This is a genomic window from Nonomuraea sp. NPDC049684 (assembly GCF_044465345.1).
Lineage (GTDB): Bacteria > Actinomycetota > Actinomycetes > Streptosporangiales > Streptosporangiaceae > Nonomuraea.
Window position 1 is genome coordinate 143,869 of the sequence record NZ_JBITLO010000004.1, and the last position, 13,470, is coordinate 157,338.

Sequence of the window (13,470 nt, forward strand, 5' to 3'; positions counted from 1 at the left end):
ATCAGGCCATGCAGGAGTCGGCCAGCTTCCCCGACGACGCCATCGCCGTCCTGGTGGGCGTGACGGAGGGACGGGCGGACGGCGTGCCCGACGGCCGGGCGGACGGCGTGCCCGCGGCGACGGTGGCGGGCGCGCGGTGCGACCGGACGATGGCCCTGCGGACGTCGGCCCGGATGCGCGGGAAGTCCGGATAGGCCGGGTTGTAGCGCGGCGGGACGATCGACAACGTCCCCACCCGGGCGCCCTTGACCTTGTCGGCCAGCGGCACCAGGTCCTGCAGCAGCCCGCGCGGGATGTCGGTGCGGAACGTCTGCCGGGCCGCGCCGGCCAGCTGCTTGAACTTCAGCAGCACGTTGGCCGGGTCGAGCTGGTCGAGCATGGCGGAGATGACGCAGTGCTGGCGGCGCATCCGGGTGTGGTTGTCGCCCCCGGCGCAGTTGGAGCCGTCGTGGTCGCGGGCCCTGCCGTACCAGAGGGCGTCGTTGCCGTTCAGCCGGCGGGTGCCCGCCTTGATCACGCCGCCGTCGCTGCGGCCCACGCCGTAGCAGATGTCCTGCTCGACGTGGATGCGCACGCCGCCGAGCGCGTCGATCAGCCGGGCCACGCCCCACATGTTGACCAGCACGTAGTAGTCGATCTTGAGGCCGAGGATCTCGCCGACCGCGTCCTTGACGGCGTCGGGGGCCCGGGTGGGCGAGTTGCGGAACGGCGTGGGATGGGTGTCGGCGTAGGCCCAGACGCCGTTCAGCAGGTCCTCCGACTCCCGCCCTGCCCCCGCGATGTAGAAGCCCTTGGGCGGCGGGAACAGCCGGCCCATCACGCTGTCCCTGGGGAAGGGCGCGTTCTCCATCTCCCTGGGCAGCGCGAACAGCACGGTGTCGCCGGTCCTGACGTCGATGCTGGCGACGTTGATGCTGTCGGTGCGGATGCTCGTCCCGTTGCGGCCGCGCGCGCCGTCGCCGCCGAGCAGCAGGATGTTCACCCTCGTCCGGCCGGCCCACGGGTCGGCGTGGTTGATGGGCGTGGGCTCGGGGGCGTTGAACACGTCGGTCAGCGTGGCGTCGACCTCCGACACCGTCTGCGAGGCCACCACGAACGGCGACATGACGGCCGCGACCAGCAGCAGCGCCACGCCGTCCGACCAGACCAGCCGCCGCCGCGGCCGCAGCACGGTGTAGGAGGCGACCACCAGCAGCCCCCACGCGACGCCGACGCCGACGGCGCCACCGCTGATCGCCTTGGCCCAGGCGGCCTGGGTCGCCATGGCCCAGCCGCCCGCCGAGACCACCACGACGGCCACCGCCACGCCCGCGGCCAGGAACAGCCCCAGCAGCGCCAGCCCGAGCAGGCGGTACCCGGCCCGCAGATGGGCCGCGCCCGGAATCACGATCGACAGCGCCGTCCAGCCGATGGCTGCCCCCGCGCCCCGTTTGGTGCCCATCCGCCCTCATGATCTCTATGTGGTACGTCCCCCGAGATCATAGGTTCGGGCCTGATTGCCCACGTACGCAACTTATCCGGCGGATTATGCGGAAGAAGGGCGTCAGTCCACGTACGCCCACAGGTCGTAGGTGGTGGAGCCCGGGTAGCTCTGCGGATAGTGCGTGCTGCACCACCAGGTCTGCCAGCGCCCGTTCTGCTGGCCCGACTGGCCGAAGGAGACGCAGATGTCGTACGGCAGGCCGGTGTAGACGACCTGGAGCGTGGACGTGGCCTCCGCCGGCGTGCTCGCCAGGACGGGTGCCAGGGCGGTGACCGCGGCAAGCGCCAGGGCGGTGATTCCGCGACGCATCGGCTCTCCCCTCATCAAGGGTCGGATTGTGCGAATGGCGATCACCGTGAATTGCACGACAGGGCTCGTCCGCACCGCAACCTCGGCCCTCGCCCGGCCCCGGCGACCAGCGCGAACGTCCCGCGGGCGATGAAAGGTTCATCCCGCCGCCCCTGACGGCGTCAGGACAGGGTTGTGCCGTGTCAGCACGGCGTCGGCGCGGTGTCAGCGCGGCCCGCGAAGGTGGACGCCATGACCACCACGACGATCACGACTATTCGGTGTTGCTAGGTACCAGTACTTCGTGCCACTATGTAGCCAGTAGTCAGCGCCACTGAGTAGCTGCCCCGACGGCGAGACCCCCCGGAAGAGAAGACAGGGCCAAGTGATGACGACACAACAAGCTCCGGCGATCCAGGTGCACGGCCTGGAGAAGTCGTACAAGGAACTCGACGTGCTGCGCGGCGTGGACTTCGAGGTGGCGCGGGGCAGCATCTTCGCCCTGCTCGGCTCGAACGGCGCGGGCAAGACCACGCTGGTGAAGATCCTGTCCACGCTGCTCAAGGCCGACGCCGGCACGGCCAGGGTCAACGGCCTCGACGTCGCCGGGCAGGCCGCCCAGGTACGCGAGTCCATCAGCCTCACCGGCCAGTTCGCCGCCGTGGACGAGATCCTCAGCGGGCGGGAGAACCTCGTGCTGGTCGCCCGGCTGCGGCACCTCAAGAACCCCGGCAAGATCGCCGACGACCTGCTCGAACGGTTCTCGCTGACCGACGCGGGCGGCCGGAAGGCGGCGACCTACTCGGGCGGCATGCGCCGCCGCCTCGACATCGCGATGAGCCTCATCGGCGACCCGCCGGTCATCTTCCTCGACGAGCCGACCACCGGCCTCGACCCCCAGGCGCGCATCGAGGTGTGGCAGGCCGTCAAGGACCTCGCCGCCCAGGGCACCACCGTGCTGCTCACCACCCAGTACCTGGACGAGGCCGAGCAGCTCGCGGACCGGATCGCGATCCTGCACGAGGGCCGGATCATCGTCAACGGCACCCTCGCCGAGCTCAAGCAGCTCCTCCCGCCCGCCAAGGTCGAGTACGTCGAGAAGCAGCCGACCCTGGAGGACGTCTTCCTCACCCTCGTCGGCACGAAAGCCTAAGGACCACCACGATGAGCAAGCACTTCTTCGGCGACACCACCGTCCTGCTGGGACGGTCCCTGCGTCACATCTCCCGCAGCCCCGACACCATCGTCACGACCGCGATCATGCCGATCGCCATGATGCTGATGTTCGTCTACGTGTTCGGCGGCGCGATCAGAACGGGGTCGGACTCGTATGTGAACTACATGCTGCCCGGCATCCTGCTCATCACGGTCGCCTCCGGCATCGCCTACACCGCCTACCGGCTGTTCATGGACATGAAGGGCGGCATCTTCGAACGGTTCCAGTCCATGCCGACCGCGCGCTCGTCGGTGTTGTGGGCGCACGTGCTGACCTCGCTGGTGGCCAACCTGGTCTCGCTGGTGGTCGTGATGCTCGTCGCCCTGCTCATGGGCTTCCGATCGAGCGCGGGCCTGTCGGCCTGGCTGTCGGTCGCGGGCATCCTGATCCTGTTCACCCTGGCGCTGACCTGGATCGCCGTCATCCCCGGCCTGACGGCCAAGACCATGGAAGGCGCGAGCGCGTTCTCCTACCCGCTCATCTTCCTGCCGTTCCTCAGCTCGGCGTTCGTGCCCACCGACACCATGCCCACCGTGGTGCGCGTCTTCGCCGAGAACCAGCCGGTGACCTCCATCGTCAACGCCGTCCGCGCCCTGTTCGCCGAGCAGCCCGTCGGCAACGACATCTGGATCGCCCTCGCCTGGTGCGTCGGCATCCTGGTCGTCGCCTACGTCTTCGCCATGAACACCTACCGCCGCAAGATCTCCTAGGAGGACGCTCATGACCGACTCTCTCCACACCGTCACGCCGATGCCCGCCGAACGCCGTCCCGGCTGCCCGTTCGACCCGCCGAAGGAGCTCGTCGAGGCCCGCGAGCACGGCCCCATCAGCCGCTTCCCCTTCGCCGACGGACACCAGGGCTGGCTGGTCACCGGCTACGACCTGGCCCGTTCGATCCTGGCCGACCCCCGCTTCAGCTCCCGCAAGGAGCTCATGAGCCACCACCCGACCATCGACTACGGCGACATCGAGGTGCCCCCGGCCCCGCCCGGCGAGTTCCTGCTCATGGACGAGCCGCAGCACGGCCGCTACCGCAAGCCGCTGGTCGGCAGGTTCACCGTCCGCCGGATGCGGCTGCTCACCGAGCGCGTCGAGCAGATCACCGCAGAGCACCTGGACGCCATGGAGCAGGCCGGCCCCACCGCCGACCTGGTTACCGCGTTCGCCAAGCCCATCCCCGCCATCGTCATCTGCGAGCTGCTGGGCGTGCCGTACGAGGACCGGGGGCGCTTCCAGGAGAACATCGACAAGTTCCTCGGCGGCGAGGCCGGTGACGAGGAACTGATCGCCGCCTACCTCGCCACCCGGCAGTACCTGGCCGAGCTCGTGGCCGCCAAGCGCGCCCACCCGACCGACGACGTGCTCAGCGACCTGCTCGACAGCGACCTGACCGACGAGGAGCTGCAGGGCATGGCCCTGATCCTGCTGTCGGCCGGGTTCGACACCACCGCCAACATGCTGGCCCTCGGCACCTTCGCCCTGCTGCAGAACCCCGACCAGCTCGCCGCGCTGCGCGCCGACCCCGCGCTCGCCGACCAGGCCGTCGAGGAGCTGCTGCGGTACCTGTCGGTCGCCAAGCAGTTCTACCGGGTGGCCCTGGAGGACGTCGAGCTGGCCGGCCAGACCGTCAAGGCCGGCACGATGGTCATCCTGTCCCTCAACACCGCCAACCGCGACCCCGAGCGTTTCCCCGACCCCCACGCCCTCGACCTGCGCCGGCAGGACGGCGGCCACCTGGCCTTCAGCCACGGCATCCACCAGTGCCTGGGCCAGCAGCTCGCCCGCGTCGAGATGCGCGTCGCCTTCCCCGCGCTGCTCGGCCGCTTCCCCACCCTGCGCCTGGCCGTACCGGCCGACCAGGTCGCCCTGCGACCGGAGTCCGCCGACATCTACGGCGTCAAGAGCCTCCCCGTCACCTGGGAAGCCTGACCCCGGTACCAGGTGTTACCGTACAGCAGTACTCGGTGGCACCGAGTAGCACAGGAGGGGGCGGGAGAAGAGCCACCATGGACAACCTGACGGAGATGCTGAAGGGCACGCTGGAGGGCTGCGTGCTCGAGATCATCGGCAGCGAGGAGACCTACGGGTACGCCATCACGCGCCGGCTGAACGACCTGGGCTTCGCCGACGTCGTCGAGGGGACGGTCTACACCATCCTGCTGCGACTGGAGAAGAACGGGCTCGTCCAGGTGACGAAACGGCCGTCCGAACAGGGCCCGCCGCGCAAGTTCTACGCGCTCAACGACACGGGACGCGAGGAACTAGCGACGTTCTGGGCGAAATGGGCGTACATCACATCCCGGATCGACAAGCTCAAGGAGGGCGGGAAATGAGCTTCTGGGAGACCATCACCGGCAGCGATCTCAGCAGGGATTACAAGGCGTTCGAAGCCCGGGCCGCGGCGCTGCCGGCCGACCACCGGGCGGCCTGGGACCAGATCAAGGGTCAGCTCTTCCACTACTCCGACTTCACCGGCCGGAACCTGATGCCGATCTTCGACGGCGTCCTGGGGCTGCTGGAGGAGACGGCGGCCGACGGGCAGAACGTCCACGAGGTGCTGGGCGACGACATCCCGGGATTCTGCGCGGCCCTGGCCGGCGAGTCAGGGGGCCGCAGCTTCCGCGACCGCTGGCGCGAGCAGTTGAACAGGAACGTCGCCAAGAAGCTGGGCCGGCTGGGAGGCTGACATGGGCATCCAGGACATCATCGAGGGCAAGAAGCAGTGGCGGGCGCACCTGGCGCGGGTCAAGGCGCTGCCGCCCGACTACCAGATCGTCTACAAGGAGATGCAGCGGTACTACTTCAAGGTGGGGCCGGTCGGGCTGACCGACGGTTCCCTGCTGCCGGGGATCGTCGACTTCTTCGAGGAGGGCGTCGCGGCCGGCAAGGGAGTCATGGAACTCATCGGCGCGGACGTCGCCGCCTTCGCCGACGGCCTGATCAAGGACTCCCGCACCTACGCCGACCTCTACCAGGAGTCCGTCAGCGGGAAGACCGGCCCCACCGGGAAACCTCACCGGTTGTAGAGCCGGCGGGCCCACAGGTACCCGCCCAGCGCGATGACCGCGCTCCAGAGTGCCGCCGCCGCGAGGCCGGGCCCCGCCGGCCGCCCGGCCAGCAGCGCGCGCAGGGTCTCGATGACCGGCGTGAACGGCTGGTGCTCGGCGAACCAGCGCAACGGGCCCGGCATCGACTCCGGCGGCACCACGCCGCTGCCCAGGAACGGCAGCAGCATCAGCGGCATCGGCAGGTTGCTGGCCGTGGCCACGTTCCTGGTGACCATGCCCAGCGCGGCCGACAGCCAGGTGATGGCGAAGGTGAACATGGCCAGCACGACCACCACCCCCAGCCAGTCCAGCACGGAGGCGGCGGGGCGGAAGCCGATCAGCAGGGCCGTCAGCATGACGGCCGCGATCGCGGTGAAGTTCTGCACGAGCGCGCCGAGCACGTGCCCGGTCAGGACCGAGACGCGGGCGATGGCCATGGTCTTGAACCTGGCGACGATGCCCTCGGTCATGTCCATCGCCACCGCGATCGCGGTGCCCTGCGCGGCGCTGGCGACCGTCATGATCAGGATGCCGGGCGTGACGTAGGCGACGTACGCGGCGCGGTCGCCGCCGATCCCGGCGCCCATGATGCCACCCAGGACGTAGACGAACAGCAGCAGGAACACCACCGGGACGCCCGCGTAGGTGAGGATCAGCGTGGGGTAACGCCACATGTGCCTGATCTGGCGGCGCAACATCGTCGCCGAGTCGGTGACGGCTCTCATCGTGCGGGCTCCTCGGTCAGGACCAGGAAGACGTCGTCCAGGCCGGGCGTGCGCGTCGACAGTTCGGCGACGGCGACGGCGTGCGCGTCCAGCAGCTCCAGGAGCTCGCGTAACGCGCCGACGCCGGTGCCGGGGATCTGCATCGTGAGGGACTCCTCGTCGCGCGAGCTCGCCCCGACCAGCGAGACCGCCCTGCGGTAGCCGTCGAGGTCGGCGAGGCGCACGACGACGTGCCCGCCGGGGACCATGCGCTTGAGCTCTTCGGGAGTGCCCTCGGCCACCAGCCGGCCCTGGCTGAGCAGCGCGATGCGGTCGGCGAGCTCGTCGGCCTCCTCCAGGTACTGGGTGGTCAGGAAGATGGTCACGCCGTCCTGCCGGACGAGGTCCCGGACGATCTGCCACATCGTGCGGCGGCTGCGCGGGTCCAGGCCCGTGGTGGGTTCGTCGAGGAAGATGAGCCTGGGCGTGCCGACCATGGTCATGGCGAGGTCGAGCCGGCGGCGCATGCCGCCCGAGTAGGCGGCCGCGGGCTTGCCCGCGGCGCCGGTGAGGTCGAAGCGCTCCAGCAGTTCGCCGGCTCGGCGGCGGCCCTCGGCGCGGCCGAGGTGGAGCAGGTCGGCCATGAGCCGCAGGTTCTCCTCGCCGGTGAGCAGGCCGTCGACCGCGGAGAACTGGCCGGTGACGCCGATCGCGGCCCGCACCTTGTCGGGCTCCCTGGACAGGTCGTGCCCGGCGACCCGGAGCTCGCCGGCGTCGGCCTTGATCAGGGTGGACAGGATCTGCACCGTGGTGGTCTTGCCCGCGCCGTTGGGGCCGAGCAGCGCGAAGACGCTGCCCTGGGGGATGGACAGGTCGATGCCGTCCAGAACGCGGTGAGCGCCGTAGGACTTGCGCAGCCCCGCCACCGAGACGATGTTCAACATGATTGAAAGCTACGTTGCTTTCAGAAATTCCGTCAATCAACAGAACTACATAAGCGCAGGTAGAATGCGTGAATTCGGTACGTTGGCGCTGAGGCTGAATGCAATGAAACGTTGCATTGTGTGAACGCGAACGCAATAGTGGTGCCGTGGCAGAAGGAAGGTTGACCCTGCACGACCGCAGGCGCATCGCGACCGGTCTCGCCGAAGGCCGCTCCTACGCCGAGATCGCCAGGCGGCTCGACCGGCCGACCTCGACGATCAGCCGCGAGGTCGCCCGCAACGGCGGCCCCGGCGACTACCGTCCCGAGCGGGCGCACCAGGCGACGGCGCGGCGGGCGCGGCGCGGCGCCCCGGCGCGTCCGGCCGAGGCCCGGGACCGCGAGGTCTTCGAGGCGGAGGAGGGAGCCGTCGAGCTGGCGGTCGCGATGGGCCTGCCCAAGATGGTGGCGCGCGTGCTCATCGGCCTGTGGCTGAGCGCGGACGGCCGGCTCACCGCGGCCGAGCTGGCGCGCGGGCTGAAGGTCAGCCCCGCCTCGATCTCCACGGCGGTGGGCTACCTGACCCAGCAGGGCCTGATCAGGCGCGAACGCGACCCGCAACGACGCCGCGACGTCTACGTGGTCGACGACGACGCCTGGTACCACTCGACGGTGATCAGCGCGCGGCAGACGCTCGCGGCGGCGGAGGTCGCCAAGACGGCGGGGCAGACGCTCGGGCTCGACACGCCCGCGGGTCGCCGGCTGGCCAGGGGCGGCGCGTTCCTGGAGAAGATCAGCCTGGACGCCCTGGCCTCGGCCGAACGCTGGCGCGACCTCCTGCCGTGACCCGGGCGCGGCCCGGACCCGGCTGCCACAGGGGGCACGGGCCGCGTAGGGAGGCCGTCAAGATTCGAGCCGCGGCCGTATGGAAACCGTCAAGAACGGCAAAACACCCCATTTTCCGGCGTTTGCTGGACCTGCGCGCCGCCCGTCGAGGGGCGGCAGTGGTCTCATCATCGAACTGAGGAGTGGGGATGGCCGACGTCATCTTCGTCGCCCTGACGATCGCGATCTTCGTGGTCTTCGGGCTGGTCGTGAGGGCGGTGGAGCGGCTGTGAGCGCCGTCAACGCCACCGGTCTCATCGTGGTCGCCGGTCTGGTGATCTTCATGGTCGCCGCCCTGCTGTTCCCGGAGCGGTTCTGATGAGCACGACCGTCGCAGGGATGATCTTCATCGCGTCCCTGATCGTCGCCCTGGCCCTGGTGCACAAGCCGTTCGGCGACTACATGTACCGCGTCTACTCCACGGCCCGGCACAACGCCGTCGAGCGCGGGATCTACCGCCTGCTCGGGGTGCGGGCCGACACCGAGCAGAGCTGGCCCGTCTACGCCCGCAGCGTGCTGGCCTTCTCGGTGATCTCGGTCCTGGTGGTGTACGGCCTCCAGCGCCTGCAGGACAAGCTGCCGCTGAGCCTGGGCATGGAGCCGGTCACCGACCACATCGCCTGGAACACCGCGATCAGCTTCGTCACCAACACCAACTGGCAGGCCTATTCGGGCGAGTCCACGATGGGCCACCTGACCCAGATGGCCGCGCTGGCCGTGCAGAACTTCGTCTCGGCGGCCGTCGGCATGGCGGTCGCGGTCGCGCTGGTGCGCGGGTTCGCCCGCCGCAAGGCCGGCACGATCGGCAATTTCTGGGTGGACCTGGTCCGCGGCACGCTGCGCATCCTGCTGCCGATCGCCTTCGCCGGCGCGCTGGTGCTGGTGGCGGGCGGCCTGGTGCAGAACCTCTCGGGCGTGCACGAGGTGACCACGCTGACCGGCGGCACGCAGGGCATCACCGGCGGCCCGGTCGCCTCCCAGGAGGTCATCAAGGAACTGGGCACCAACGGCGGCGGCTTCTCCAACGCCAACTCCGCCCACCCGTTCGAGAACGCGGCGAGCTGGACGAACTGGTTCGAGATCTTCCTGATCCTGGTGATCCCGTTCTCGCTCACCCGCACCTTCGGCCGGCTGGTCGGCCAGGTCCGGCAGGGGTACGCGATCCTCGCGGTGATGGGCCTGCTGGCCCTGGCGAGCGTCCTGCTCACCAACGTCTTCGAGCTGTCGGGGAACGCGACCGTGCCGCAGGCGGTGGGCGCGGCGATGGAGGGCAAGGAGCTGCGCTTCGGCGTGTCGAACTCGGCCACGTTCGCCGCCTCGACCACCCTGACGAGCACCGGGGCGGTGAACTCCTTCCACGACTCCTACACGCCGTTCGGCGGCATGATGACGATGGTCAACATGATGCTCGGCGAGGTCGCGCCCGGCGGCGTCGGCTCGGGCCTGTACGGCATGCTGATCCTCGCCGTGATCACGGTGTTCGTGGCGGGCCTGATGGTCGGCCGCACCCCCGAGTACCTGGGCAAGCGCATCGGCGCCCGCGAGATCAAGCTCGCCTCCCTGTACTTCCTGGTGACCCCGGCCCTGGTGCTGGTCGGCACGGCCTGCGCGATGGGCTCGGCGCAGCAGCGCGCGGCCATGCTGAACGGCGGCCCGCACGGCCTGTCGGAGGTGCTCTACGCCTTCACCAGCGCCTCCAACAACAACGGCTCCGCCTTCGCCGGCCTGACCGTCAACACCCCCTGGTACGACGTGGCGCTCGGCCTGTGCATGGCCTTCGGCCGCTTCCTGCCGATCATCCTGGTGCTGGCGCTGGCCGGTTCGCTGGCGGCGCAGTCGCCCGTCCCGGAGGGCGCCGGCACGCTGCCGACGCACCGGCCGCAGTTCGTCGGCCTGGTCGTCGGCGTGACGATCATCCTGGTCGCCCTCACCTTCCTCCCGGCACTCGCGCTCGGCCCGATCGCAGAAGGACTGTCCTGACATGTCAACCCCCGTACTGGACAAACCCTCTTCCGCGCGGCGGGACGGCCGCCTGGGCGGCGGCCTGCTGGATCCCAGGCAGCTCGTCAGGTCCCTTCCCGACGCGGTCAGGAAGCTGAACCCGGCCACGCTGTGGCGCAACCCCGTCATGCTGATCGTCGAGGTCGGCGCGGTGTTCACCACCGTCCTGGCGATCGTCGATCCGTCGTTCTTCGCCTGGGCGACCGTCGTGTGGCTGTGGCTGACCGTCGTGTTCGCCAATCTGGCCGAGGCCGTCGCGGAAGGGCGCGGCAAGGCGCAGGCGGCGACGCTGCGCAAGGCCAAGACCGACACCCGGGCCCGCCGCCTGCGCGGCGACGCCGAGGGCGGATGGGACACGGTCGGCGCGCCCGAGCTGCGGCAGGGCGACCTGGTGGTGGTCGAGGCCGGCGAGGTCATCCCCGGCGACGGCGACGTGGTCGAGGGCATCGCCTCGGTGGACGAGTCGGCCATCACCGGCGAGTCCGCCCCCGTCATCCGCGAGTCCGGCGGCGACCGCTCGGCGGTGACCGGCGGCACGAAGGTGCTGTCCGACCGGATCGTCGTGAGGATCACCCAGAAGCCCGGCGAGAGCTTCGTCGACCGCATGATCGCCCTGGTCGAGGGCGCGAACCGGCAGAAGACGCCCAACGAGATCGCGCTCAACATCCTGCTGGCCGCCCTGACGATCGTCTTCCTGGTCGCCACCGTCACCATGCAGCCGCTGGCCATCTACTCGAAGTCCATCAACCCCGGCGTGCCGGACTCGCTCGCGCTGAACGCCGACGGCGTCACCGGCATCGTGCTGGTCTCGCTGCTGGTCTGCCTGATCCCCACCACGATCGGGGCGCTGCTGTCGGCCATCGGCATCGCCGGCATGGACCGCCTCGTCCAGCGCAACGTCCTGGCGATGTCCGGACGCGCGGTCGAGGCGGCCGGCGACGTGTCCACGCTGCTGCTGGACAAGACCGGCACGATCACGCTGGGCAACCGGCAGGCGGCCGAGTTCGTCCCGGTGGACGGGATCACCGAGGCCGAGCTGGCCGAGGCCGCGCAGCTGTCCAGCCTCGCCGACGAGACCCCCGAGGGCCGCTCGATCGTGGTGTTCGCCAAGGAGCGGTACGGCCTGCGCGAACGCGAGATCCACGGCGCCGAATGGGTGCAGTTCACCGCCCAGACCCGCATGTCCGGCGTGGACCTGGACGGCCGCGAGGTCCGCAAGGGCGCGGCCACCGCGGTCATGAAGTGGGTGCGCGACAACGGCGGCCACCCCACCGACGACGTCGGCCACATCGTGGACGGCATCTCCGCCTCCGGCGGCACCCCGCTGGTGGTGGCCGAGCGGGGCCGCGTGCTCGGCGTCATCCACCTCAAGGACGTCGTCAAGCAGGGCATGCGCGAACGCTTCGACGAGATGCGCCGCATGGGCATCCGCACCGTCATGATCACCGGCGACAACCCGCTCACCGCCAAGGCCATCGCCGACGAGGCCGGCGTGGACGACTTCCTGGCCGAGGCCACCCCCGAGGACAAGCTCGCCCTGATCAGGAAGGAGCAGGAGGGCGGCCGGCTGGTCGCGATGACCGGCGACGGCACCAACGACGCCCCCGCCCTGGCCCAGTCGGACGTCGGCGTGGCCATGAACACCGGCACCTCGGCCGCCAAGGAGGCCGGGAACATGGTCGACCTGGACTCCAACCCGACCAAGCTCATCGAGATCGTCGAGATCGGCAAGCAGTTGCTGATCACCAGGGGCGCGCTGACCACGTTCTCGATCGCCAACGACATCGCGAAGTACTTCGCGATCATCCCGGCCATGTTCGCCGCGGTCTACCCGGGCCTGGACGCGCTCAACGTCATGCGCCTGTCCAGCCCCCAGTCCGCGATCCTGGCCGCGGTGATCTTCAACGCGCTGGTCATCGTCGCGCTGATCCCGCTGGCGCTGCGCGGGGTGCGCTACCGGCCTTCCAGCGCGTCCAAGCTGCTCTCGCGCAACCTGTACGTCTACGGCCTGGGCGGCATCGTCGCCCCCTTCATCGGCATCAAGCTCATCGACCTGCTGATCCAGTTCCTTCCGGGGATGTCATAAATGGAACGCCTGCCAAGCTGGGTCCGCCAGCACCTCGCCGCCCTGCGCGCCGTCGCCGTCCTGACCGCGCTGCTCGGCATCGTCTACCCGCTGGTCACCACCGGGGTCGCCCAGGCCCTGTTCCACGGGCACGCCAACGGCTCGCTCGTCGAGAAGGACGGCAGGGCCGTGGGCAGCTCGCTCATCGGCCAGTCCTTCACCGACGCCGACGGCAACCCGGTCAGGAAGTACTTCCAGTCCCGTCCGTCGGCGGCGGGCGACGGCTACGACCCGACCTCGTCCGGCGCGAGCAACCTCGGCCCCGAGGACGTCGTGGACACGCTGCCGGTCGCCGGTGAGGAGGGCCGGCAGTCGCTGCTCACCCAGGTCTGCGCCCGTTCCAGGGCGGCCGGCGAGCTGGAGGGCGTCAGCGGCGCCCGCCCGTACTGCACCCCGGACGGCGTCGGCGCGGTGCTGAAGGTCTTCCCCGACCGGGCCGTCAGCGTCAACCAGGCGTGCCCGGCCACTCCGTTCATCCCCACCTACCAGGGCAGGAAGGTGGAATGCGGCAAGCCGGGCGAGGACTACGCGGCCGGGCGGACCGTCCCCGTGCGCGGGACCGCCGGGGCCCCCGCCGTGCCCGCCGACGCGGTCACGGCCAGCGGCTCCGGGCTCGACCCGCACATCTCCGTCGCCTACGCCGAGCTCCAGGCCCCTCGCGTCGCCAAGGAACGCGGCCTGGACCGGGCCGAGGTCGACCGGCTCATCCAGCGGCACACCACCGGACGGGCGCTCGGCTTCATGGGCGAACCGGCGGTCAACGTGCTCGACCTCAACCTCGCCCTCGACGGGAAGTGAC

General features: G+C 70.1%; 15 protein-coding genes. 11 read left to right on the plus strand and 4 right to left on the minus strand.

Going from position 1 to position 13,470, the window contains the following annotated elements:
* Position 1: 1 nt before the first annotated feature.
* A complete protein-coding gene (locus ACIBST_RS14620; protein ID WP_397171877.1) occupies positions 2-1,441 on the minus strand; it encodes an LCP family protein in 1,440 nt (479 codons plus the stop codon).
* Between the two features lie 102 nt (positions 1,442-1,543).
* The gene (locus ACIBST_RS14625; protein WP_397171879.1) at positions 1,544-1,792 is read right to left on the minus strand and encodes a hypothetical protein; all 249 of its coding nucleotides are present in this window, start codon (positions 1,790-1,792) and stop codon (positions 1,544-1,546) included.
* 367 nt (positions 1,793-2,159) lie between these two features.
* On the opposite strand from ACIBST_RS14625, the gene ACIBST_RS14630 reads away from it, so the two are divergent.
* From ACIBST_RS14630 to ACIBST_RS14655, 6 genes are all read left to right on the plus strand, one after another.
* Positions 2,160-2,924 carry an ABC transporter ATP-binding protein gene (locus ACIBST_RS14630; protein ID WP_397171881.1) on the plus strand — a complete coding sequence of 255 codons (765 nt, stop codon included), beginning with the start codon at positions 2,160-2,162 and terminating at the stop codon, positions 2,922-2,924.
* 11 nt (positions 2,925-2,935) lie between these two features.
* Positions 2,936-3,697 (plus strand): ABC transporter permease, encoded by a 762-nt coding sequence (locus tag ACIBST_RS14635; protein ID WP_397171883.1) that lies wholly within the window; start codon positions 2,936-2,938, stop codon positions 3,695-3,697.
* A 10-nt stretch (positions 3,698-3,707) separates the two neighbouring features.
* A complete protein-coding gene (locus tag ACIBST_RS14640) occupies positions 3,708-4,916 on the plus strand; it encodes a cytochrome P450 (protein WP_397171885.1) in 1,209 nt (402 codons plus the stop codon).
* 77 nt (positions 4,917-4,993) lie between these two features.
* Positions 4,994-5,320 (plus strand): PadR family transcriptional regulator, encoded by a 327-nt coding sequence (locus tag ACIBST_RS14645; protein WP_397171887.1) that lies wholly within the window; start codon positions 4,994-4,996, stop codon positions 5,318-5,320.
* Entirely contained in the window at positions 5,317-5,673 is a 357-nt protein-coding gene (locus tag ACIBST_RS14650) for a DUF1048 domain-containing protein (protein WP_397171888.1), read from the plus strand. The genes ACIBST_RS14645 and ACIBST_RS14650 overlap by 4 nt, the downstream gene beginning before the upstream one ends.
* Before the next feature lies 1 nt (position 5,674).
* Positions 5,675-6,013, plus strand: a complete 339-nt coding sequence (locus ACIBST_RS14655; protein WP_397171890.1) for a DUF1048 domain-containing protein — start codon at positions 5,675-5,677, stop codon at positions 6,011-6,013.
* Here the strand turns inward: ACIBST_RS14655 and ACIBST_RS14660 are convergent.
* Together ACIBST_RS14660 and ACIBST_RS14665 are read right to left on the minus strand one after the other, a co-directional pair.
* The gene (locus tag ACIBST_RS14660) at positions 6,001-6,759 is read right to left on the minus strand and encodes an ABC transporter permease (protein WP_397171892.1); all 759 of its coding nucleotides are present in this window, start codon (positions 6,757-6,759) and stop codon (positions 6,001-6,003) included. The genes ACIBST_RS14655 and ACIBST_RS14660 overlap by 13 nt on opposite strands.
* Positions 6,756-7,682 (minus strand): ATP-binding cassette domain-containing protein, encoded by a 927-nt coding sequence (locus ACIBST_RS14665; RefSeq protein ID WP_397171894.1) that lies wholly within the window; start codon positions 7,680-7,682, stop codon positions 6,756-6,758. Before ACIBST_RS14665 ends, ACIBST_RS14660 begins: the two co-directional genes overlap by 4 nt.
* Positions 7,683-7,828: 146 nt before the next feature.
* Between ACIBST_RS14665 and ACIBST_RS14670 the strand changes: the two genes are divergently transcribed.
* The 5 genes from ACIBST_RS14670 (at position 7,829) to ACIBST_RS14690 (ending at position 13,469) form a co-directional block, all read left to right on the plus strand.
* Complete coding sequence (locus ACIBST_RS14670; RefSeq protein ID WP_397171896.1) at positions 7,829-8,506, plus strand: helix-turn-helix domain-containing protein; 678 nt, start codon at positions 7,829-7,831, stop codon at positions 8,504-8,506.
* A gap of 268 nt (positions 8,507-8,774) precedes the next feature.
* Positions 8,775-8,864, plus strand: a complete 90-nt coding sequence (kdpF, locus tag ACIBST_RS14675) for a K(+)-transporting ATPase subunit F (RefSeq protein WP_357972546.1) — start codon at positions 8,775-8,777, stop codon at positions 8,862-8,864.
* Entirely contained in the window at positions 8,864-10,525 is a 1,662-nt protein-coding gene (kdpA, locus tag ACIBST_RS14680) for a potassium-transporting ATPase subunit KdpA (protein WP_397171898.1), read from the plus strand. The genes kdpF and kdpA overlap by 1 nt, the downstream gene beginning before the upstream one ends.
* 1 nt (position 10,526) lies before the next feature.
* Positions 10,527-12,632: a potassium-transporting ATPase subunit KdpB gene (kdpB, locus tag ACIBST_RS14685; RefSeq protein ID WP_397171900.1), complete on the plus strand. Its 2,106-nt coding sequence runs from the start codon at positions 10,527-10,529 to the stop codon at positions 12,630-12,632.
* Entirely contained in the window at positions 12,633-13,469 is an 837-nt protein-coding gene (locus tag ACIBST_RS14690; RefSeq protein ID WP_397171902.1) for a potassium-transporting ATPase subunit C, read from the plus strand.
* Position 13,470: the final 1 nt, after the last annotated feature.

Coding starts and splice junctions, on each gene's coding strand:
- ACIBST_RS14690 (WP_397171902.1), top strand. CDS start 12,633: ATGGAACGCCTGCCAAGCTGGGTCCGCCAGCACCTCGCCGCCCTGCGC.
- ACIBST_RS14655 (WP_397171890.1), top strand. CDS start 5,675: ATGGGCATCCAGGACATCATCGAGGGCAAGAAGCAGTGGCGGGCGCAC.
- kdpA (WP_397171898.1), top strand. CDS start 8,864: ATGAGCACGACCGTCGCAGGGATGATCTTCATCGCGTCCCTGATCGTC.
- ACIBST_RS14620 (WP_397171877.1), bottom strand. CDS start 1,441: ATGGGCACCAAACGGGGCGCGGGGGCAGCCATCGGCTGGACGGCGCTG.
- ACIBST_RS14665 (WP_397171894.1), bottom strand. CDS start 7,682: ATGTTGAACATCGTCTCGGTGGCGGGGCTGCGCAAGTCCTACGGCGCT.
- ACIBST_RS14630 (WP_397171881.1), top strand. CDS start 2,160: ATGACGACACAACAAGCTCCGGCGATCCAGGTGCACGGCCTGGAGAAG.
- ACIBST_RS14635 (WP_397171883.1), top strand. CDS start 2,936: ATGAGCAAGCACTTCTTCGGCGACACCACCGTCCTGCTGGGACGGTCC.
- ACIBST_RS14650 (WP_397171888.1), top strand. CDS start 5,317: ATGAGCTTCTGGGAGACCATCACCGGCAGCGATCTCAGCAGGGATTAC.
- ACIBST_RS14625 (WP_397171879.1), bottom strand. CDS start 1,792: ATGCGTCGCGGAATCACCGCCCTGGCGCTTGCCGCGGTCACCGCCCTG.
- ACIBST_RS14660 (WP_397171892.1), bottom strand. CDS start 6,759: ATGAGAGCCGTCACCGACTCGGCGACGATGTTGCGCCGCCAGATCAGG.
- kdpB (WP_397171900.1), top strand. CDS start 10,527: ATGTCAACCCCCGTACTGGACAAACCCTCTTCCGCGCGGCGGGACGGC.
- ACIBST_RS14645 (WP_397171887.1), top strand. CDS start 4,994: ATGGACAACCTGACGGAGATGCTGAAGGGCACGCTGGAGGGCTGCGTG.
- ACIBST_RS14640 (WP_397171885.1), top strand. CDS start 3,708: ATGACCGACTCTCTCCACACCGTCACGCCGATGCCCGCCGAACGCCGT.